Origin of the sequence: Mycoplasma sp. 1232 (assembly GCF_034863345.1) — a bacterium.
Taxonomy (GTDB): Bacteria; Bacillota_I; Bacilli_A; order Mycoplasmatales; family Metamycoplasmataceae; genus Mycoplasmopsis.
Genome location: NZ_JAYFFB010000006.1, coordinates 20,808 through 42,628 on the forward strand (window position 1 = coordinate 20,808; position 21,821 = coordinate 42,628).

Consider the following 21,821-nt stretch of genomic DNA (forward strand, 5'->3'; position numbering starts at 1 on the left):
ACTGGTTTTCCGGTTGTTTTTTTATACAAAAATGCTTTATAATTAATAAATTAATTATAAGTAAATTTTTAAAGGTGGATTTTATGAAGAATTTGTTTAAAGAAGTCTTTAAGTCATTATTTAAAAACAAAGCTACTGTTATAGGGTTAACTATCCTTGTATTTTTAACAGCAGGAGTTTTCACTGTTTTAAATGATGCTGCTAAATCAATGAAGCAACAGTATGAAGCTGCTAAGAAAAAATCAGTTTCACACAATATTACAATCGATTTAAATCTATCAACAAATGCGAAAGCATACAATGATGGATATTTTGTTAACGGACTTTCTAAATCAGATTCACTTGTTTACGAAAATAAAAGTGTTTATGATAAAGGAATTAACTATGTAACGGATAATTACAAAAAAGAAGGTTATGTAATTGACTTAACAAGAATTACAGATTCATTTATTCCATTAAGTTTATTTGTTGATGAGGAAAAATATAAAGATAAATACATTGATAGAGTTGACTTTATAAAAATCTACAACACTTATGACTTCAAGAATGAAAATGCAAGTTCATTAACATTGGATTTTGATAAAGCCATCAAAACAATGAGAATGAAAACTGATTTCATTGTTAACTTATACAAAAAAGAAAACGACTCATATTCACCTGTTAAAACACAAGTTGTTTTAAATTTAAATGACCACTTTGTGCTTGATAAAACTTATAAATTAGAAGACATTGGATACATTACAACAGATGCAGAAAGTAATGTTATTCTTTCTCAAGTTAAAACTTTATTCTTAAATATTGTCACAAAAGAAGCCACTTTTGACGTGGTTAAAGGTAAAGAATGAATGTATGAAAGAGTTTGTTTAAGTGTTGAACCATCAACACTTGCTGACAAACTTGGTTTTGATAAATATCAAAATAACAATTACATTTTCATTCTTAATAAAGATAAAAACTCAACTTTAATTAATATTCCAGAGGATGCTAAACCAACTGATGTCGTTAATGTTGAATTAAATTCAGAATTTGATTATTCATCTTTATATGATGAATCAAGAACATTAGACAAACCGATTCCATTTGTTTTTGAAACAAATCATACTTACAACATTCCTTTAAAATGAGCTGCAAAACAAGAGGAATACACATACTACCAAAGAAAAGTTTATGAGTCAACATATGTAGATCCATTCAAGAAAAACTGAGATGGAGCATATGTTACATTTATGGAGAATTTAATTAAAGGAAACAATGGTGAATTACCATCAGAATTTAAAAAATTCTCATATTGAAATAAAAACTCACTTAAATACTTTATCCACTTTGATGAACAAGGTGTTTTAAAAGAAAACAAAGAGTTAATTTATGAGAACAATTCAGTTCTTACATATGATTTAACATACAATGAGCATCTTAGATTAGCTGATTTATCAGACCAACCAGGTTATTTAGATAGAGACTTTGCTATTAAAGAAATTATTATTAATGACTTAAAAACTCTTATTTTAAAAATTTATAACTTCACAAGAAAAGAAGTTAACAACCACCCAGAGTACAAGAGTAGAGTTCCAGAAATTGATGCATTAGCTAACGATGTAAACACAAGATTGCAAACTGCATCAATTAACAAATCACAATCAGTTTCAGAATTAACTGATATTTACAACAAGTTACTTAATGATGTAAGTGCTATTGTTCCAAACAATGTTTTACTTTTACCAGTTTTAAATTATGAAAAGAGAACGAAGATTCCTAATTATGCAGAATATGCATTTGAAGGATATAAAACAATTGCACAAATTGAAACATCAAGAGATAGATTAACAGAAGAAGAATTTGAGAATTTATCTAATAAAAGAATCTGAGATATCACATTCACAAAAATTAAAAATGGTGCTTTAGATATTGTTAAAAAAGATATCTACAACCAAGTTTCAGAAAAAGTCGGTGCAGATAACATAGGTATCAAGAAATCAATCACAATTGATGCATTCGACACATCTAAAAATGAAAAATTCGTATATCACTTTGTTAATATGGGTGATAATGAACAAAAGATCGATGGAATCAAAAACAATGTAAACAAACTTTTCAATGAAATTGATAATCCAACAGGTTTATTTAATCTTTATTCAAATGTTGATGGTTACTTCAAAACTAGAGAATTACCATATTATGCAATTCACAATATTTTAGACCAAATTGTTAGCAACATCATTCCATATGAAAAATACGTTTCATTAGATATGACATATGGACAAGTGAAAATTTATCAAAACTACCCAGAAACTAAATTATTTGAAGTTTGAGATAGATCGAAAATTTACAAATTAGCAAAATTTGTTGGATCAGAAACAGATGCAGAAGGTAATTTATTACCTGATAGCAACTTTAATCAATTTGCTGAATTAGGAATTACTTTTGCTCCATCAAGAGAACAAGATACATACTACATAATTAAACCTGTTTATGATGCTAATAAAAAGTTACTTTACTGACAAAATGTTTCATTATCAAGAGAAGGTGTTTCTGAATTTGATAAAGAACGTTTATCAACCGGTAGATTAACTTTAGAAGAAACGGATTCATACTTAGAAAACAATAAATTAACATTAATGGCAAAAATCAATCCAGAAGGATGAGTTGAACATAGTAATGAATTTGATAACGTTGTTTACTTACCTTTTGGTTATAGAGCACCATTAAGTGATGTTTTAAACGAAGCAGCTACACAACAAACTTTAAATAAAGCTTTTGAAAATATCCAAAAAGTATTGTTAGATAGCGATTTAACAAAACAAGGATTTTTAACTAAAGACATTATTTATGCATTTATTGAAGCTACTGAATATTCAGCTAATATAAATAAATTTGCAACAATTTTCTCATCAGGACGTATTGATTTAGGGATTATTCCTAAATTGTTCCTTGATTTCCTTTACAAGTTATCACACAATGTAAATGGTGATTATGCAAACAAACTTATTGTTAACTTATTTACAAACTTAAGAACATTTATTGCACAAAAAGATACTCTTGAAGAAAGAAAACAATATTTAACTGAGCAAATTCAAAAATTATTTAATGTTTTAAATGTACTTGGTGTAGAAATTCCGGTTAAAGTGGGGACTTTATCAAAATTTATTAAAGATCCTGTTGTTATGCTTGATTCAATTATTGGAATTATTGAATCAGTCAACTTCGTTAAATTCACAGAGCAATCAAACGATTTTTTCTTAAATGAACATGATCATTTAGTTGATAAAGAAATTACAAAAGCTGATGGAACTAAAGAAATTGTTAAGTACGTAAGAAAATTATCAACGCTTGAACTAATCGAATGATTTATTAGATCAGTTGATCAAAAAGCATTCAAAACACATTTATTTGATTTATTAGACAATATTAACATTGCTTTATTAGCTGATGTTAATGATCAAGCTAACCCATTATATGATGTATTTAATTCATTTATGCCTCAGCTTAAACCTATTTGACAAATTATTAACTTGTATCCAGGTTCAGCTGATAAATCATTTAAAAACGTTATAGATTGAACTAAGTATGTAATTAACTTATTTGATTTTGACATCTTTATTGATGCTGTTTTAAGCAAAAAACAAATGTTCTACACTGAACATCAAAGTGTAGATAGAGTAAACAAATATGTGACATCAGGAGTTGAATCAAAAGACTTTATTTATGCACTTATTAAATCATTATTTGCATTACCGGGTTCAAATAAATCATTTAAAGAATCAATAATTTCAATGTTTAACCTTTCAGATAAAGGGACAAATATTGAAATTGATGACAACGGATTATATTTAACAATTCCAGTCGCAGATGATGAAAAATTAGACTACTTTGACCTTCTTAACATCTTTATGTCTCCTCAACTTTCTTCAACAACTGAAGCAGCAGCAGATACTAATACATCTACGTCAACTCAAAATTCATTAAGTTTATTTGACAAGCTTTACAACTTTGTTCACTCATACAAAGTTAGATTTGAAAATTGAAATGGAAAAACAGTTTCACTAACATCATTCTCATCATCAGAAACAAATGATGCTATGGCAGTGTTTGGATTTACTAAAGACAAAAGAGAAATACCTTTAAGTGAAGCTAAGCAATTAGTTAACGAATGAATTCAAGTTCTTAACTTAGTTGTGCAAACAACTTCAAATGTTAAATTACAACCTAACTTATCAATTGGAGATATTTACAAATACTTTGCAGAATACAAGCCAATTGAAAACAATTCAGTTCATTCATTAGTTCAAGAAGCTATTAAGAAATTCTTAGATATTTCTAACAAAAATAATGACCCGTTCTTCTATGTGAAAGAAGCATATCCATTATTCAAAGTTTGAATGAAAATGTTTGATAAATCAGTAAACGCTGACAGTGCAAAAACTAAAGAGTTTGCTCTTGATTTATTAAAATTAGCTAACAATTCGGAAATATTATCTGACTTTAGTTCATTTGACTTAATTCAACCATCATCACAAAATATTGTTTCATTTGAGAAAACAGGATTTGGTATTACTAAATCACTTGCAAATACCTTAAAACTTAAAGAAATCTTCTTTGCAAAAGATGAACAAGGTAACTATACAAATTCATTATTAGCTGAATTAATTAAAAAATTTCCTGAATATAAACAATATGTGCAAGATAATGAGTTAGAAATTATTCAATCATTTGCATACATTGCAACAGCTGAGTTATACGGTAAATTCAACCCAGAACACTTCAAAGATGTTTACGCATCAGAATTTACAAACATCGATTCAGTTGTGTTAGAAAACTTAATTAAAGGTGTATTTTCAAACGAATTATTTGTAAAACACTTTGATACATTTAACATTTACTTAAGTAACTCAATTAATGAAATTCCAGTTGTTAGATTAGGAATTTCAGATGCATTATTACACCCATTAACAATTGTTAAACATCCTGAAGTTGCAGTTTGATTCTTAACAAACACAAACAACCTAGGAGAGAGTGGTAAAAATAAAGCAAATATTGCTTACTTAATAATGGATAAGATTATTAACTTTGAGGAATTAGCTAGAAATGATGTTGAATTAAGTGAATTTATTAGTTCATTCGAAAAAGGAAAACCTGTGTTTGCAACTATTGGTAAAGAATGAGTTTTAAATGTTGCTTTTGACAACGAAATTATTCAATACTGATATTCAAAAGTTGGAAACAACATTGAAAATTATTCACCATTTGGTGTAAACATTATTAAACTTATTGAAGATGTTTTAAACACAATTACAGGTGTTAACAAATTAGATAACACGCTTAAATTTGACCAAACAAGTTCATACATTGCAAAAGTTAACTATGTATGATTAGCTAAAAACAACAAGAAAATTTACGATGGTGAATTGCCAAATAATCCAATCGGAATGGTTGAATTAATCAAAAATCTTCCTGAAGATTACAAAATTAATGTAAATGGTTCAGAATTTATTATTATCGGTGACGATTATACATATGACAATATTTATCCAGTTGTGGATGAAGCAAACTTACAAGTTAATACAAATAACCAAGCTATTGTTTATGTTAACTCACAAGGGTTTGACAAAATTGCACAAGCTTACAGAGGAAATGTTGTTAAAGAATACTTACTTGTTAAGAATTCAACAAACTTAACAAATGAAGATCTTAAACAAGAATTAATTCGGGTTGTTAATAAAGCAATAAATAACTCAAATGATTTACCTAGAGTTTATCTAGATGACGAAATTGATGGAATTAACCCTGAACGTGCAATTAGAATTACTGCGGTTAAAAACTTCATTAAAGTAATTGGATTCGTTTCAAAAATCTTATTATCTATCTTAATTACATTAGTTGCTATCTCAATTATTTTCATTATTAAGAGATACATTACAAACAAAAACAAAGCTATTGGTATTTTAGTTTCTCAAGGTTATACACCATTAGAAATCTCATTATCAATGACTGTGTTCGCGTTCTTTACAATCATTATTGGAGGAATCGCAGGATACTTAACTGGTTTCTTAATACATGCTGAAGCTGTTAAGTTATTAAGTGATTATTGAGCTATACCGATTCAGACGCTAAACTTCTCAATAGTTTCATTTGGAATAAACATCATATTACCGCTTGCAGCTATGTCTATACTTATTATTGTTGTTTCAATTCGTTCATTAAGATATAAATCAATTGACTTAATGAGTGGAATAACAGAAGTAAGTACAGGTGACTTCCACGCTAAATATGCAAACTTATTCAAGAAGAGAAATATTAAGACTAAATTTAGTGCTTCATTAATCTTCCACAGCTTCTGGAAACTGGCATCATTTGGTATTTCAATCATTTTAGTTGCTATAACTACATTGTTCGGAATAGCAACCTTTGGTGAATTTGAATCATCAATTAGAAAAACATATAAAAACAGAAGTTACAATTACAAATTTGACTTAAGAACACCTACAATAGAAGGTGGTGGGATTAATCTGTTCACAGCACAAGATTTAGAAAACACACTTTATGTACCTGTTGGAGATATTGCTGAAATTAACCAATATCAAAGCGATTACTTCAAACCAGGTATATCAACAGCTGTAAATAAACTTGCAATCAAAAACCCTGATGGAACTACATCATATAAATATCTAAACGGAAATCCTACAGATTTTGATGGACACGTAATTTCACAATTCTCAGTTAACATTAAGATTGATTCATCAGTTTCAATTGACCCTTGAGATCAAGTTTATAACTCATTACCTGACTCACAAAAATCAAGAATTACATCGGTAAGAAATGAAATTGGTAGAAGACTTGAAAGAACACAACCAAACTTACATTACAAACAAGATGGTGATAGAAAAATTCTTGATATGACTAAAATGATTGAGTTAGTTCAAACAGGAACAGTTTCAGGATTCTTCCGTTATGTAGAAAATGAAACTAGCCCTGAATTAGGTAAATTTGTTTATCTTCAAGCTAACAAAAATAAAACTGATTTTGATGAAATAATAATTTCAACATCAGCTTATAGAGATGAATATAGAGAATTCTTAATTAATGGATACAAACAAATCTATAAAGAAAATGGTGAATTATTAAAACGAAATCCTAATGCATCAGTTGTAAGTGACTTCTTAGTTTCATTTGGTGGCTTATATTTTGACCCTGAATTTGATGAGCTTTATACATACGTAGATGCAAATCAAATTAAGAGAGGCAAAATCAAGAACGAAACTATTAAGTTATATGGTTACCAAGAAGATTCAAAACAAATTAAGATTAAATCTACTAATGGACAAGATTTACTTAAATTAATTAATGACGAGTTTACTCAAAACGGATTTGACGTTGACAATAAACCTATTCCACTTATCATTAACGAAGTTTCATCAAAAGCATTTAACTTATTAGTTGGATCGAAATTTGAAGTTGTTGTAAACAATAATGTAAATAGATTCAAAGATAAGATAAATGAATATTATGAGAAATTAGATAACCCTGAATATAAAGAACCAGAGAGACAAACTTACAAATTCATTGTTAGAGGTATAAACCCAACATATATTAATAATGAGTTTATTATTCCTAAAAAAGCTGCTGATATACTTACAGGGTTAGATAAAGTTAAACATAACCCTAAATATGAAGTGTTTAACGGTATTATGTCTAAACACCCATTACCAATGCAATTATTATCATCAGCCGGATTATATTCAAACAGTGGTTACTGACCGGCTATCCAATCATTTGACACATCTACTTTAACAACTAAATATCTTGAAGATATGTTTGATGCATTATTTGGATCAAGACAAACAGTAGATAACTCAACAATCGATGGAGTAATGAGTTCTTTAGGATATTCAGACTTACAAATTGCTAAATTTATAAATCCTGAATATAAAGAAACTGAAAGCATTAAAGATAACTACTTATTAGCAAGAGCTAATGCAGAACAACATATTAACAAGTTTGCTAATATATTCAATAACAACTTATATATCCCTATGGCCAATACTTTAGATTCTAAAGTTATTGAAGTAGGTTACACAATGTCTATTGCGCAAACAGTTCAAAAAATTGTAACTATTGTGACAATCTTAGCATTCATAATTTCTATAGTTATATTGGTAATCATTTCAACAATTCTTATTGGAGAAAATGAGAAGAATATAGCTATCTGATCAATCCTTGGATATAATGAAAAAGAAAAAATTAAGATTTTCTATGGAATTTACTTACCATTTATTCTTATATCTATCTTAATAGCTATCTCATTAGCATTTGGATTTATATCAATCTTTAGTGGTTTCTTAACATCAGCTGCATCTATTGCAATTCCTATTGTTATTTCACCTCTAAACATATTAGTGACAGTATTAGTTATTCTAGGTGTATTCTTAGTAACGTCAATATTATCTTGAATCGGAATTAACAAAGTTAAACCAATTGATTTATTGAAAGGTAAATAATGGAAAATAAAAACTTAAATGTAAACAATGACACAAATAAAGAAACTCAAGAAATTGTTGTTTTAACTAAAAAGACATCAGATGTCAAAATTACAAAGAAAAATGTATTTGACATTCTTGATGCTGATGGTGGAAGCAACAAAGTTGTATTAGACAGATCAATTGCTAGAGTTATTAGAAAAGCTTCAAACAAAAAGAGATCTAAAGATGGTAATGAAAAACTTAAAAACACAGGTAACGCAGTCATAGAAGTTAAAAACGTAAGTAAGTTTTACTTGTCAGGAACTACAGCTACTAGAGTTTTAAAGAATGTTTCATTAACAATTAACAAAGGTGAATTTGTTATGATCTTTGGTAAATCTGGAGGTGGAAAAAGTACATTACTTAACCTTATAAGTGGACTTGATAGACCAAGTAGAGGACAAGTTATTGTATGTAATCAAAACTTACCTTACTACTCAGATTTCAAACTTACTTTATTTAGAAGAAAACACGTTAGCTTTATCTTCCAAAATTACAACTTATTACAAAATCTAAATGGTTATGACAATGTTGAAACTGGTGCTTACTTACAAAAAGATAAAAGTAAAAGATTAAACATTGATAAGTTATTTGAGGAATTTGAACTAGAAGATGTTAAAAACAAATATCCATCACAAATGTCTGGGGGACAACAACAACGTATTTCAATCCTACGTGCATTGGCTAAAAATGCTGAAATAATTTTTGCTGATGAACCTACAGGAGCACTTGATGATGCTACTTCTAAGATTGTTTTAAATTACTTATATGACATTAATAAAAAATATGGTGTTACAATAGTTATGGTTACTCACAACCCTCTTATATCACCAATTGCTGATAAAGTTTTCACAATCAAGAACGGGAAAGTTGCTAACATCACAGTTAACAAAACTACAAAACATCCAAAAGATATTGATTGAAAAGAATAATTAATTATGTTGAATAATACTTACCACAAAATAGTGGTGAGTATTTTTTTATACCTTGGAGACTATTGAATAAGTACAATCGGACTACAAAAAGTATAATAAAAACAGACTTTGAAAGTCTGTAATTTAAATACTATTTACGTTTCATTGTAGGGAATAAAAGAACGTCACGAATTGAATCTTTTTCAGTTAATAACATTGTTAATCTATCAATTCCAATTCCACATCCACCTGTAGGTGGCATTCCGTATTCTAACGCTTCAACGAAATCTCAATCAATGTCACTAGCTTCATCATTTCCATTGTTCTTTTCTTTTAATTGGTCTTCAAAACGTTCTAATTGGTCAATTGGATCTGATAACTCAGTGTACATATTTGCATATTCTTTTTTGTTAATGAACAATTCAGCTCTTTCAACGAATCTTGGGTCTTGACCTTTAGCAGTAAGAGGAGAAATTTCTAATGGATGTCCATATACAAAAGTTGGTTGTATTAATGTTTTTTCAATAAGTTCTTCAAAAAGTTCATTAATAATGTGGCCTAATTGATGGAATTTTTGAATTTTAATACCATATGATTTAGCAACCTCAACAGCTTCATCAAATGAAATGTTTCTAAAATCTTTACCTGTAGCTTTAGAAACAGTTTCAACCATATCAACTCTGTTAAATGGTTTTGTTAAATCAATTTCAATACCTTTGTTAATAACTGTTGATTTACCTAATTTAGCTGCAACTCTTTTAATAAGTTCTTCTGTACGTTGCATCATTCCTTCAAGGTTTGAGTAAGCTTCATAGAATTCAATTGAAGTGAATTCAGGGTTATGAGTTGTGTCGATTCCTTCGTTTCTGAAAATACGACCAATTTCATAAACTCTATCAACTCCACCAACTAAAAGTTTTTTAAGAGGAATTTCAGTAGCAATTCTAAGAACAAATTCTTGATCTAATGCATTGTGATGTGTTTTAAATGGACGAGCAGAAGCACCTGATAAATAATCGTGTAAGAATGGGGTTTCAACTTCCATATATTCTCTTTCATCAAAGTATCTTCTAATTTCACTAATGATTTTTGTTCTATTTCAGAATACTTGCATTGATTCATCATTAACAATTAAATCAACATATCTGTGTCTGTATCTCTCTTCAACATCAGCTAATCCATGGTATTTATCAGGAAGTGGTTTAAGAGCTTTTGTTAAAAGTTTAATATTTTGAACTTTAACAGTAACTGCACCTGTGTGAGTTTTCATAACATTACCTTCAACATAAATAATATCTCCTAAGTCTAAAGATGATACTAATGCATTAACAGATTCATCATGTTCTTTTTTGTTGAAGTAAGCTTGAATTTTTCCGTGGTAGTCTTTGATCAAAATGAAAGGTCCACGCATTGTTAAAATTCTACCTGCAATAGCAACAGAAACTGGATTTTGTTCTAATTCTTCTTTAGATACATTTTCATATTTAGAAGTTAATTCATCTGAATATGATCTTTCTTTTAATCCATCTGCTTTTGCAAAAGCATCAATATTATTTTCTTTGTAAAAGTTTAATTTATTACGTCTTACTTGTTCTTGTTCTGTGTATTTTGTCATATCTTTTACTCCATTAATAAATATGTTTAAAGTATACCACTAATATTAAAAATATTAGTGGGGTAATATTAGAAACATAACTAATATAATATTGATAGCAGCACACTTGTTTTTATGGTGCTATAGAAATTATTTCTTTGGATTTTATTGTCTAAAAAAAACAAAAAAACTACCTAAATAGGCAGTGATTTGAAAATAAAACCCTTTTATAAAATGGTTGTTTTAGATTCTATCTTCTTTTACTTTTCTAGCTGAAATTGTCACGTGTTTCGGACAAGTTAACATTGTTTGATCTGGTGTGAATTGAACATATAAAACATTCTCATTATATTTACGGTCATATTTAACAGTTCCTTCAGGTCTTAAAAATTCTAAGTGAACTAAAGGTACATTAAATACTTCTCTTTGTTCTTCAGGAATTCTTAAATCAACAATTGGATAAATTTCTACTGAACCACCTCAAAGTATGTTGTTTTTAATCATATCTTTTTCTTCTTGAGGGAAGAATTCATCAACTTGTTTAAATGAAGTTTCTAAAACTTTATCTTGTTGTTCATAAGATAAAGTTTTAAATTGTGGATATTCAGCTAACTCTTTTCTCAACACTTCTTTATACACTTCAAAGTCTAATAAATATTTTTGCTCTCTAACCATCAATTTAAGAACAATATCAAATGGAACTACATCAGCAATTGTTCCAAAAGCATATCTATAATCTTTATTGCACATATCACAATGTGCTGTAACTAATGAACCCATAATATCTCCTTGTTTGGAATAAAATCAATATATTAATTATATTTAACTTTATAATTTACTTATGTTAGATTTTGAAAAGAATTATTGAGACAAATATGAGGTTATTGTTGGTTTAGATGAAGTAGGAAGAGGCTGTTTAGCTGGTGAGTTAGTAGTTGCTGGTGTGATTTTTCCTAAAGGTTACTCAAATAGCAAAATTAAAGATTCTAAACAGTTAACTGAAAAACAAAGAGAAGAAATTTATGAAGAAATAGTCAACAATTGTGTTGAATATGTTATTGAAGTTAGAACTCTTGAACAAATCAATAATTCAAATCCTAAAAGAGAATCAATTTTAGGTATGGAATCTATTGTTAAAAAACTTAAAAACAAACCTGATTTGATAATTACAGATTATGAAAAATTAAATTTAGAAAACTGCGAACAAATTAATTTAGTTAAAGGTGATTCAATTTCACTTTCAGTTGCTGCTGCTAGCATTTTAGCTAAGGTTACAAGAGATAGAATGCTTAAAGAATATTCGAAAATATACGCTGAATATGATTTTGAGAATAACAAAGGTTATGGGACTAAAAAACATTTAGATGCTTTAAATGTGTTTGGACCAACAAAAATACATAGAACTAAATATAAACCAGTTGCAGCAGCGTTTGAAAAGCATCGAAAATATAGATAAATTGACTAGTGTCACCTAGTTTTTTAATAAAAAAACACTCAGAAAACTGAAGTGCTAGAAAATTAATCTAATTCATATTTTTTTCAGATTTTTGAGCTAATATTGAGCCTCCAAAACTAAAGATTGGGCCAAATACACAGGCTAAAATATATAATACTGCTATTGCAATATCATCTTCTCTTTTTCTGTGAAGAAGTCTAACAATAGCAATGATTTGTAAAAACATTAATATTATGTGAAGAATAAATGTAATTGCTGCTGTGATTCAGATAATTATATTTGTTCCTATTGCAAGTATATATATTCTAGCAAATCATCCTGAAGAATAATAGTCACTTTGTTTTTGTATCGCATTTTGTATCGCAACAACTAATCATATTATGTATAGAATGTCTACAGAAATAATAATTATTCAAATTAATGATAATCAGAATATTGGTTTCGTATAATATTTTTTGTTTTCCATATATATCCCTTCATTTTTATCTATATCCTTATTCTAAAAAAAAAAAAAAAAGCAAAGTAGAAAGTGAAATATTTTTGTTTTATAATATGACTATGAAAAAAGAAGTGCAAATTAAAATTGAAATTCAAAAAAACTCAAGAATCAAGTATGAATACAACAGAAAAACAGGACAAATTGAAGTAGATAGAATCTTACGTGAAGATTTTGTTTACCCTTGTAACTATGGCTTCATTCCTGAAGCATTAGACTGAGATGGAGACGAACTTGATGTATTATTATATTCATCAGAACAATTCATTCCAGGTTCATTATTAAATGCAAGAATTATTGGTGCTATGAAAATGATTGATGACGGTGAAACTGATACAAAATTAATTGCAGTTCACGCCGATGATTACAGATTAGATCACATTAACTCATTATCAGATTTACCAAGACCATTTTTAGATACAGTTAAAACATTCTTTAGTACATACAAAAACTGAAAACGTCCAGGAATTACATCAGTTGATGGATTTGAAGATGTTGAATGAGCTATTTCTGAATATGAAGAATGTGTTGATTTAATGAACAAATATGGTTCAATGGATAAAAAAGAATTCATTGAATTAATGAAACAAAAACATCCTGAAAAATATGTTGCTTAATTAGATAATTTTCTATCCCTTAAGGGATAGATTTTTTTATTTCTTAACAAAAATTTTTATGTAAAAAGTTAGATTTTAAGTAAAAAAAATAGTAAAAAATTAACTTTTTACAAAATAGAAAGGAAAATATGAAGAAAGTTTTGTTTTTAAATAGTAATCTTTAATTTAAAGAGCACTCTTGCTTAAGTAAAGTTACAAATAATGTTATTAAGTATTATCAAAACAAATTAGGAATCAATCTGGAATACATTGATTTAAACGAAATATAGTTTTCGCAGCACATAATGCCACAAAACAATTTGAAAAATTTTAGTTACTCAATATCTGATAAAACCGCTATTAATTTGTAAAATTAACTAATATTTATAGAACTATATTTAAATTATTTGGATACGGTGAAGAAGTTGCACCAATTGTTAGAGAATACTTTTAGAATAAAGATAATTTAAAAAATTAAGCACATAATTGTACCTTTTTCTATACTCTACAAGGTATAAAAGTAAAATTCATAGTGATATAATTAACTGAAATTTGTCAGCTGAGGAGTTTTATGACTTTAAACTTATTAAAGGAAGAATGATTTATAAATAATTACTATATTTTTCTATATGAAAATGACTTACTAGAAAATGAATTAGAAAATAGTGGTTCTATTACCTATTTCGAAAATGGATTGGTCATTAACACTTTTAGAAATGATACATATTCTGCATTTATATCTAATGTAAACTACAAAAAAGAAAATGTGGAGAAAATTATTAATTTGCTTTCAGATTTTTCACCAAGCGTAATAACTTATGGTAATGCTTGCTTGAACTTGGTTCATCAGATTAGTAATCTTAATAATTATGAAATTTACAATCAAACTATTGCTGCATTAGATAAAGATGATTTTGTTTTTAGTGAAGCAAAAGAAGAAGCATTAGATAAAAAGATATTAATTAAAAGAGTTGATTTATTTGATTTTGATAAAATCAAAAAATTCCTCGAAGAAGAAAATTTTTATCCTAACTCAAGAAATCATTGAGTTAATTCTTATAAAAAATATGTTCTAGAAAATAACTTAAACTATGGTTATATAGCTTTAAAAGATAAAAAAGTAATTTCTCATGCTTGTGTTGTTTATACAAATTCTAAAAACGCAGTAATTTGAGGAGTAGCAACAAATCCAGAATTTAGTGGTCTAGGATTAGCTTCACATTTAGTTTCACTACTATGTAAGGATATATTAAACAATAACCTTGAGCCACTTTTATATTACACAGAAGAAAAGATTGGTAACTTATACAAAAAGTTAGGATTTAAAGATAAAGCGCAATATTTTATAGCTTCAAAAGTGGAAAATTAGTTAAATAAATTAAATTTATTTAAAAATAATAATTTTCCATAAGAAAGCTATCAAAATATTGCTTTTTTATTAAAATTATATTTATGATTAAGGTAGATAACATTACATTCAGATATAGAGAAACAGATACTCAACCAGCATTGAAAAATGTTTCTTTTTCTATCGAAAAAGGTGAGTATGTCGCTATATTAGGGCACAATGGTTCAGGTAAAAGTACTTTGTCAAAAGTACTTGTAACTTTACTTAAACCTCAAAGCGGTTCAATTAGCATTGATGGAATTGAATATTCAAAAGAGAACTTACTTAAGATTAGAAAGAAAATTGGAATTATTTTTCAAAATCCAGATAACCAGTTTGTAGGTTCTAGTGTTGAAGATGATATTGCATTTGGATTAGAAAATAGAAACATTCCACATGAAGAAATGCATAAGTTAGTTAAAAAATATGCAGCAAAAGTCGATATGGAAAACTTACTTGAAAGAGAACCTGAAAGCTTAAGTGGTGGACAAAAACAAAGGGTTGCTATTGCTGCAATTTTAGCTTTAAATCCTGATGTTATTATTTTCGATGAAGTTACATCAATGCTTGACCCAAAAGGTAAATCAAGTGTTATTCAAATAATCAAGGAAATTAAAAAACAAAAAGATAAAACCTTAATCTCAATTACACACGACATGGATGAAGCAATTTTAGCTGATAAATGTTTAGTTTTTGCTAAAGGAAAATTAATTGCAGCTGGCTCACCAAAAGAAATATTAAAGAATCAAGAAATTATTGAAATAGCGAAAATTGAATCTCCATTTGTTTACAGAATGAGCACAATGGTTAACGGAATTGAACCAACATACAATGAAAGTGAGTTAATAGAAGAAATATGCAAATAAAAGTAAAAAAATTAACTCATACATTTAGTGTAAAGACACCTTGAGAATTTACTGCATTAAAAGATGTATCTGTAACAATTAAACAAGGTGAATATGTTGGTATTATTGGTGCTACTGGTTCAGGAAAGACTACATTGATCGAACATTTAAATAGATTACTAGAACCTACAAATGGAGTAATCGAATGAGTTTATAAGGATAATATTAGAAGAACATATGGCTATGAACTATCAAAACTATTAGTTTGATTAGACAAAAAATATTCTGATAAAAAAGATCCTAAATATAAAGCAGAACTTAAAGAAAAAAGTGCTCAAATTAAAAAAGAAATTAAAGCTAATGATAAGCAAATTAAAGAGTTAGAAAAAATCTATAAAAAAGAATACAAGATAGCTTACAACAAATTTAGTGAAGAATACAGTCAACATCCGACTGAAAGAAAATCAAAACTTAAAAACAAGTTTAAATTTTCATTTAGTAAAGAAGTCGAATTGTTCAAAAATGAATTTGATGCTAACTCTGAGACATTAAAGAAAATTAATGAGCTTAAATATGTTGAAGATTTTGTGACTCAACAAACCTACAAAAACAAAATCAAATCATTAAGATCTATCCCTAAAAAAATTAGACAAAGAGTTGCTATAGCTTTTCAATTTGCAGAGTATCAGTTATTTAAAGGGACAATAATTGAGGATATAGCATTTGGTCCAATGGCTTATGGTGTTCCAAAAATTAAAGCTTATGAAAAAGCTAGAGAATGTTTAAAACTTGTTGGATTAGGTGAAGAATATTTAGAAAGAAGTCCTTTTGAACTCAGTGGTGGACAAAAAAGAAGAGTTGCTCTTGCCGGAATTCTAGCAATGGAACCTGATTTCTTAGTTGTTGATGAACCTACGGCTGGACTTGATCCTCAAGGTGTTGATGAAATTTTAGAAATTCTTAATAACTTACATAAATCAGGAAAAACTATCATCAATGTAACTCATGATTTAGATAACATTTTAAAATACTCAAAACGTATTTTACTTATGAAAAATGGACAAATTGTTAATGATGGTGAGCCTTATGATGTTTTAAATGATGTTGAGTTTTTAAAAGAAAACAATCTCCAACCACCACATTTATTAGAGTTTGCTAATAAATTAAGAAAAAGAGGTGTAGATATACCAAAAGTAACATCAGAAGAACAATTGGCTTTCTATATTAATAAACATATGGAAAGTAAGAAGGGAGTGTAATGAAAAGTGTATTTGGACGTTACATTCCAGGTGATGGATTTTTATATAAATTAGATCCTAGATTTAAGTTACTTATGGTTATTGTTTATATTGTAATGGTGTTTATGGTTAGATATTTCATTGATATGGTTATCTTACTTTTACCTCTTATTATTATCTATATTTACACAAATAAAAGAGTAAGACCATTACTTAAAATGCTTAAGTTACCTATCTTTGTGTCTGTTGTAATTTTTGCAGTCAACTTGTACACTATAACAAACGAAACAGTACATAATGATGTTGTTAATATGTTGAGCAAATCATATTTAAAAGATCATCAAGATGTAAATAGGTTAGCTCAAGCTTACTGGACGAATGGATTCTGAAGTTTTAACACTTCAGCAAGCAAAACTTTTTATAACTCAATAATAGACACAAATGGTGTGTTATCTGTTTTTAAAGGTGAACATTCAGATGCTCTTATGCAAAAAGTTCAATATGGTGTTTCATTAGATAATATCAATAAAACATTGAGTTTATTTTTAAGAATTTACACAATGATTTTAATTACTACATTGTTAACAAACACGACAAGACCAATATTATTAACAAAAGCAATTGAAGATCTTTTATATCCACTTAAATTCATTTTTGTACCTACACACGTTATTGCGATGATTGTTTCAATCGCGCTTAGATTCATACCAACATTAATTGATGAATCAAATAGAATTATTAAAGCACAATCATCACGTGGGGTAGACTTCAAGCACGGGAATATTAAAGAAAAAATTGATGCATTTACTACATTGATTATTCCTTTATTCGTTTCATCATTCTCAAAAGCTGAAGATTTAGCTAACTCAATGGAAACGAGAGGATACGATCCATATGCTAAGAGAACTAAATATAGAAAAATTAAACAATCTTGAATTGATTTAATTTCTTTATTAGTTATATTAGCTATATTATCATTCTTAATTGTAAATATTGTGTATCCAAATTACTTGCCATTTGAGTACATTGCAACAAGAATTATTTAATTTTTAGGTCTATAAATCATACGTAAAAAAATGCGTGTGATTTATTTTTTTATATTATAATATATCTAAATTTATACAGCTGTAAAGCACTAGCGCTTTACACTTAATTAAGGAGGTAAAAATGGTTAAAATTAGATTAAAAAGAATGGGTGACAAGTTCAGACCAGTATACAAAATTGTTGTGGCTGACGCAAGATCACCACGTGATGGTAAATTTATCGAAGCTTTAGGACACTACAATCCATCTTCTAAAGAATTTGTTTTAAACAAAGAATTAACTGCTAAATGATTAAAACAAGGTGCACAACCTACAATTACTGTTGCTAACTTATTTAGAGCTCACAAATTAACTTCAGAACTTAAAAAATAATGAAAATTAATTTTCTTACTTTATTCCCTAGATACTATGAACCTTTTGTTAATGAAAGTATTGTTAACTTAGTCAAAGAAAAAGGACTAGTGGAATTTAATGTGGTTGATTTCAGAGACTTTTCTAAAGATAAACATAGAAAAGTCGACGATGAGATTTATGGTGGTGGTCACGGACTGCTTTTACAAGTAGAACCAATTGACTTAGCTTTAGAAAGTTTAGAAAATAACGGTGGATATAGAATTTTAGTTTCTCCACAAGGTAAACAATTCACTCAAGAAATAGCAGAGGAATTATCTAAAAAGGATCAAATCACTTTCATCGCTGGAAGGTATGAAGGGTTTGATGAAAGAGTACTTAATTTTGTTGACATTGAATTATCAATAGGTGATTATGTACTTACAGGAGGAGAGTTACCATCAATGGTAATGGCTGATAGTATTATCAGATTACTTCCAGGAGCCATTAGAGATGAATCACATCAAAATGAATCTTTCCAAGGTAGAGGTTTATTAGAACATCCACAATATACAAGACCAAGAGAATACAAAGGTTACTTAGTACCTGAAGTATTACTTAATGGTGACCATAAGAAAATTAAAGAATGAAAAGAGCAGGCTAGTTTAGAAAAAACTAAAAAGAATAGACCTGACCTTTATGAAAGGATAATTAAAAATGAGAAATAGATTATTAGAGTTAGTAGAACATCCACAATTACGTACAGACTTACCTGAATTCAAAACAGGAGACAACGTTAAAGTTCACGTACGTATCCGTGAAGGTGAAAAAGAACGTATTCAAATTTTTGAAGGTTTAGTAATCAGTAAAAAAGAATCAGGTACAAGAGAAATGTTCACAGTTAGAAAAATTTCTTACGGAATTGGTGTTGAAAGAACATTTCCAGTTAACTCACCTTTAATCGCACACATCGAAGTAGTTCGTTCAAACAAAGTTAGAAGAAAAAGACTTTACTACATGAGAAATCTTAGTGGAAAAAGTGCTCGTCTTAAAGAAATTAAAAAGAACAAATAATTTAATCACAATACCTTATTACATATGAAACCAGTTATAATGACTGGTTTTTTGTATAAAAAAATAGCAACAAGTGCTATTTAATCATTTCATATAAGTCTTGCTCACTTATAATCGGAACATTTAATTTGTTTGCTTTATCAAATTTAGTTGCCCCAACATTTTCTCCAGCAACCAAGTAATTTGTTTTGCTTGAAATTGAAGATGAAACAGTTCCTCCATTTTGCTCAATGATTTTTGAAAGTTCATCTCTAGAAATTGAATGTGTACCTGTAATTACAAAAGTTTGCTTTTTAAGTTTATCTGATTTAAATTCATTATTTGATGATTTGTAAATTAACACACTGTCTAATTTTTGTATTAATTCTTTATTTTTATTATTTGCGACAAAATCTTTAAGTGATTGAACTATTTCAGGTCCAATTGAATTAATTAAAAGGTATTCATCAAGGTTAATTTCGAATAGGTCTGAAAGTTTTGTTAATTTTTCTGAAATCATTTTTGCAACTACTAGACCTATGTTTTTGATTCCTAAACCAAATAATGCTTTATGTAATTCAACATTTTTTGCTTCTTCAATAGAAACTAAAATGTTATTTAATCTTTTATCAGCGATCTTGATTTTAACAACAGGATTTGATGAATTTTCTTTGAAGAATTCAAGAATTTCATCAGCTTTATCCTTTAGATTGAAAATTGAATATTGGTCTGTAATTCAACCTTTATCAAAGAAGAAATTAAGTGTCTTTTCGCTTAGTGAAACAATGTTAAGTGCATCTCTAGAAACAAAGAATGATAAGTTTCTAGTTAGTTTTTCATAACAGTTTGTATTTTCACAAAATTGATCAACAATCCCTGGATATTCAACTAAAACTGAATTACAAGAAGGACAATTTAGAACCTTAGGAAAAATTGAGTTTGTGTATTTAGTTTTTAACTCAATAATTTTAGGAATAATTTCACCAGATTTGATTAAAACAACTTTGTCACCTATGTTTATGTTCATATTAGAAATGAAATCATAGTTGTGAAGTGTTGCATTTGAAACTGTTGTTTGAACTAACTCAACGGGATCAAAACTTGCTACATAAGTTATTTTTCCGGTTCTACCTACTGTAGCTACTATCTTTTTAATAATTGGATACGCTTCTTCGGTTTTGTATTTATATGCAATTGCATATCTAGGGAATTTAGCAGTTTTACCTAATAAATCTCAATATTCAAGTTGATTCAGTTTGATGACAAAACCATCACAGTCATATTCAAATGAATCTTTAACTAATTCAAACTCATTAATTCTTTTGATTATTGATTGAAAATCTTTTTCTACATAGTGATATTGATGTGTAGGTAAGTTTAATGATTTCAAGAAATCAACAATCTGTGATTGTTCTTTTAGTCCGTGCTCTAATGGATCTACAATATCATACATAATGATTTGAAGATCTCTCTGAATGATTAATTTACCATTTTTCTGTCTTAAAGTACCTGCTGCCATGTTTCTGGTATTAGCAAAATAATCTTCTGTAGGTTGTTTTGGTTCCTTTGGAAGCGCTTTGATTTTACCGCTATTGTAATCATCTAATTTAGCTAAATAAGCTGGTCAAGTTTTATTAATAAATTCAAGTTTCTTCTCTTCGAATTCTTCTTTTAATTGTTGATTAATTTCAAGGAATTTAGATTTGTTAATATAAATTTCCCCTCTTATTTCAATTGGTTTTAGATAATTAATTGTTTTAGGAATGCTTTTGATGATTAAAGCATTTTTAGTAACATCCTCACCAACTTTACCATCTCCACGAGTTACTGCATTTGCTAATTTACCATCTTTGTAAATTAATGAGATTGATAGACCATCAATTTTTGGTTCAAGATTGAAGTTAATTTGTGATGAATTTATAGGTGCTGTAGCATTTTTAATAAAATCATTAACTTCTTCTTGTGAATATGCTTTAGCAAGTGAAAGCATTGGTTTTTGATGAGTATATTTAGAGAAGTTCAAACTTGGAACACCACCAATTTTAGTTGTGGGAGAATCCTCTTGAATAAACTCAGGATACTTAATTTCAAGCTCCTCAAGTTCTCTTAATTTACTATCATAAACAAAGTCATCAACAAGTGGTTTATCTAGATTGTAGTAAGCGTGATTGAGTTTATTTAACTCATTTGTAAGCTCAATAATGTAGTCTTTTATTTCGTTTTTTGTAGCAGGTATTTTCATATTTTTAAATTATATAGCTTATATAAAGTTTTAAACAAAATAAGCAAATTAGTAAGTTATTTGCTAAATTTTCGACACATTATTTTTATATTTGTATATAATTAAAATATTAA

At 28.0% G+C, this 21,821-nt stretch carries 15 protein-coding genes; 11 read left to right on the forward strand and 4 right to left on the reverse strand.

What is annotated here, in order from left to right; translation table 4 throughout:
* Positions 1 to 83 precede the first annotated feature (83 nt).
* Together VBM88_RS02060 and VBM88_RS02065 are read left to right on the forward strand one after the other, a co-directional pair.
* On the forward strand, positions 84 to 8,492 hold the full coding sequence (locus VBM88_RS02060; protein ID WP_323680332.1) for an ABC transporter permease: 8,409 nt from the start codon (positions 84 to 86) through the stop codon (positions 8,490 to 8,492).
* Positions 8,492 to 9,445: an ABC transporter ATP-binding protein gene (locus VBM88_RS02065; protein WP_323680333.1), complete on the forward strand. Its 954-nt coding sequence runs from the start codon at positions 8,492 to 8,494 to the stop codon at positions 9,443 to 9,445. Before VBM88_RS02060 ends, VBM88_RS02065 begins: the two co-directional genes overlap by 1 nt.
* A 133-nt stretch (positions 9,446 to 9,578) precedes the next feature.
* Here VBM88_RS02065 and lysS read toward each other — a convergent pair whose 3' ends face one another.
* Together lysS and VBM88_RS02075 are read right to left on the reverse strand one after the other, a co-directional pair.
* On the reverse strand, positions 9,579 to 11,042 hold the full coding sequence (gene lysS, locus VBM88_RS02070) for a lysine--tRNA ligase (protein ID WP_323680334.1): 1,464 nt from the start codon (positions 11,040 to 11,042) through the stop codon (positions 9,579 to 9,581).
* A 222-nt stretch (positions 11,043 to 11,264) separates the two neighbouring features.
* Positions 11,265 to 11,801 carry a hypothetical protein gene (locus VBM88_RS02075; protein WP_323680335.1) on the reverse strand — a complete coding sequence of 179 codons (537 nt, stop codon included), beginning with the start codon at positions 11,799 to 11,801 and terminating at the stop codon, positions 11,265 to 11,267.
* Positions 11,802 to 11,862: 61 nt separating this feature from the next.
* On the opposite strand from VBM88_RS02075, the gene VBM88_RS02080 reads away from it, so the two are divergent.
* Positions 11,863 to 12,477: a ribonuclease HII gene (locus tag VBM88_RS02080; RefSeq protein ID WP_323680336.1), complete on the forward strand. Its 615-nt coding sequence runs from the start codon at positions 11,863 to 11,865 to the stop codon at positions 12,475 to 12,477.
* Positions 12,478 to 12,544: 67 nt separating this feature from the next.
* On the opposite strand, the gene VBM88_RS02085 is transcribed toward VBM88_RS02080, so the two are convergent.
* Positions 12,545 to 12,943 (reverse strand): hypothetical protein, encoded by a 399-nt coding sequence (locus VBM88_RS02085; protein WP_323680337.1) that lies wholly within the window; start codon positions 12,941 to 12,943, stop codon positions 12,545 to 12,547.
* A gap of 92 nt (positions 12,944 to 13,035) precedes the next feature.
* Here VBM88_RS02085 and VBM88_RS02090 point away from each other — a divergent pair, with 92 nt between their 5' ends.
* From VBM88_RS02090 to rplS, 8 genes are all read left to right on the forward strand, one after another.
* Positions 13,036 to 13,590 (forward strand): inorganic diphosphatase, encoded by a 555-nt coding sequence (locus VBM88_RS02090; RefSeq protein ID WP_323188714.1) that lies wholly within the window; start codon positions 13,036 to 13,038, stop codon positions 13,588 to 13,590.
* Positions 13,591 to 14,140: 550 nt separating this feature from the next.
* Complete coding sequence (locus VBM88_RS02095) at positions 14,141 to 14,938, forward strand: GNAT family N-acetyltransferase (protein WP_323680338.1); 798 nt, start codon at positions 14,141 to 14,143, stop codon at positions 14,936 to 14,938.
* Positions 14,939 to 15,021: 83 nt separating this feature from the next.
* Positions 15,022 to 15,822: an energy-coupling factor transporter ATPase gene (locus VBM88_RS02100; protein ID WP_323680339.1), complete on the forward strand. Its 801-nt coding sequence runs from the start codon at positions 15,022 to 15,024 to the stop codon at positions 15,820 to 15,822.
* On the forward strand, positions 15,813 to 17,060 hold the full coding sequence (locus VBM88_RS02105; protein WP_323680340.1) for an ATP-binding cassette domain-containing protein: 1,248 nt from the start codon (positions 15,813 to 15,815) through the stop codon (positions 17,058 to 17,060). Before VBM88_RS02100 ends, VBM88_RS02105 begins: the two co-directional genes overlap by 10 nt.
* Entirely contained in the window at positions 17,060 to 18,085 is a 1,026-nt protein-coding gene (locus VBM88_RS02110) for an energy-coupling factor transporter transmembrane component T (protein ID WP_323680341.1), read from the forward strand. The genes VBM88_RS02105 and VBM88_RS02110 overlap by 1 nt, the downstream gene beginning before the upstream one ends.
* A 121-nt stretch (positions 18,086 to 18,206) precedes the next feature.
* Positions 18,207 to 18,455 carry a 30S ribosomal protein S16 gene (gene rpsP / locus VBM88_RS02115; protein ID WP_257089094.1) on the forward strand — a complete coding sequence of 83 codons (249 nt, stop codon included), beginning with the start codon at positions 18,207 to 18,209 and terminating at the stop codon, positions 18,453 to 18,455.
* Positions 18,455 to 19,141, forward strand: a complete 687-nt coding sequence (gene trmD, locus VBM88_RS02120; RefSeq protein WP_257089092.1) for a tRNA (guanosine(37)-N1)-methyltransferase TrmD — start codon at positions 18,455 to 18,457, stop codon at positions 19,139 to 19,141. The genes rpsP and trmD overlap by 1 nt, the downstream gene beginning before the upstream one ends.
* Positions 19,131 to 19,487, forward strand: coding sequence for a 50S ribosomal protein L19 (gene rplS, locus VBM88_RS02125; protein ID WP_257089090.1), 357 nt, complete (start codon positions 19,131 to 19,133; stop codon positions 19,485 to 19,487). Before trmD ends, rplS begins: the two co-directional genes overlap by 11 nt.
* A 76-nt stretch (positions 19,488 to 19,563) precedes the next feature.
* Here the strand turns inward: rplS and ligA are convergent, their stop codons facing one another.
* Complete coding sequence (gene ligA / locus VBM88_RS02130; protein ID WP_323680342.1) at positions 19,564 to 21,708, reverse strand: NAD-dependent DNA ligase LigA; 2,145 nt, start codon at positions 21,706 to 21,708, stop codon at positions 19,564 to 19,566.
* Between the last annotated feature and the right edge of the window lie 113 nt (positions 21,709 to 21,821).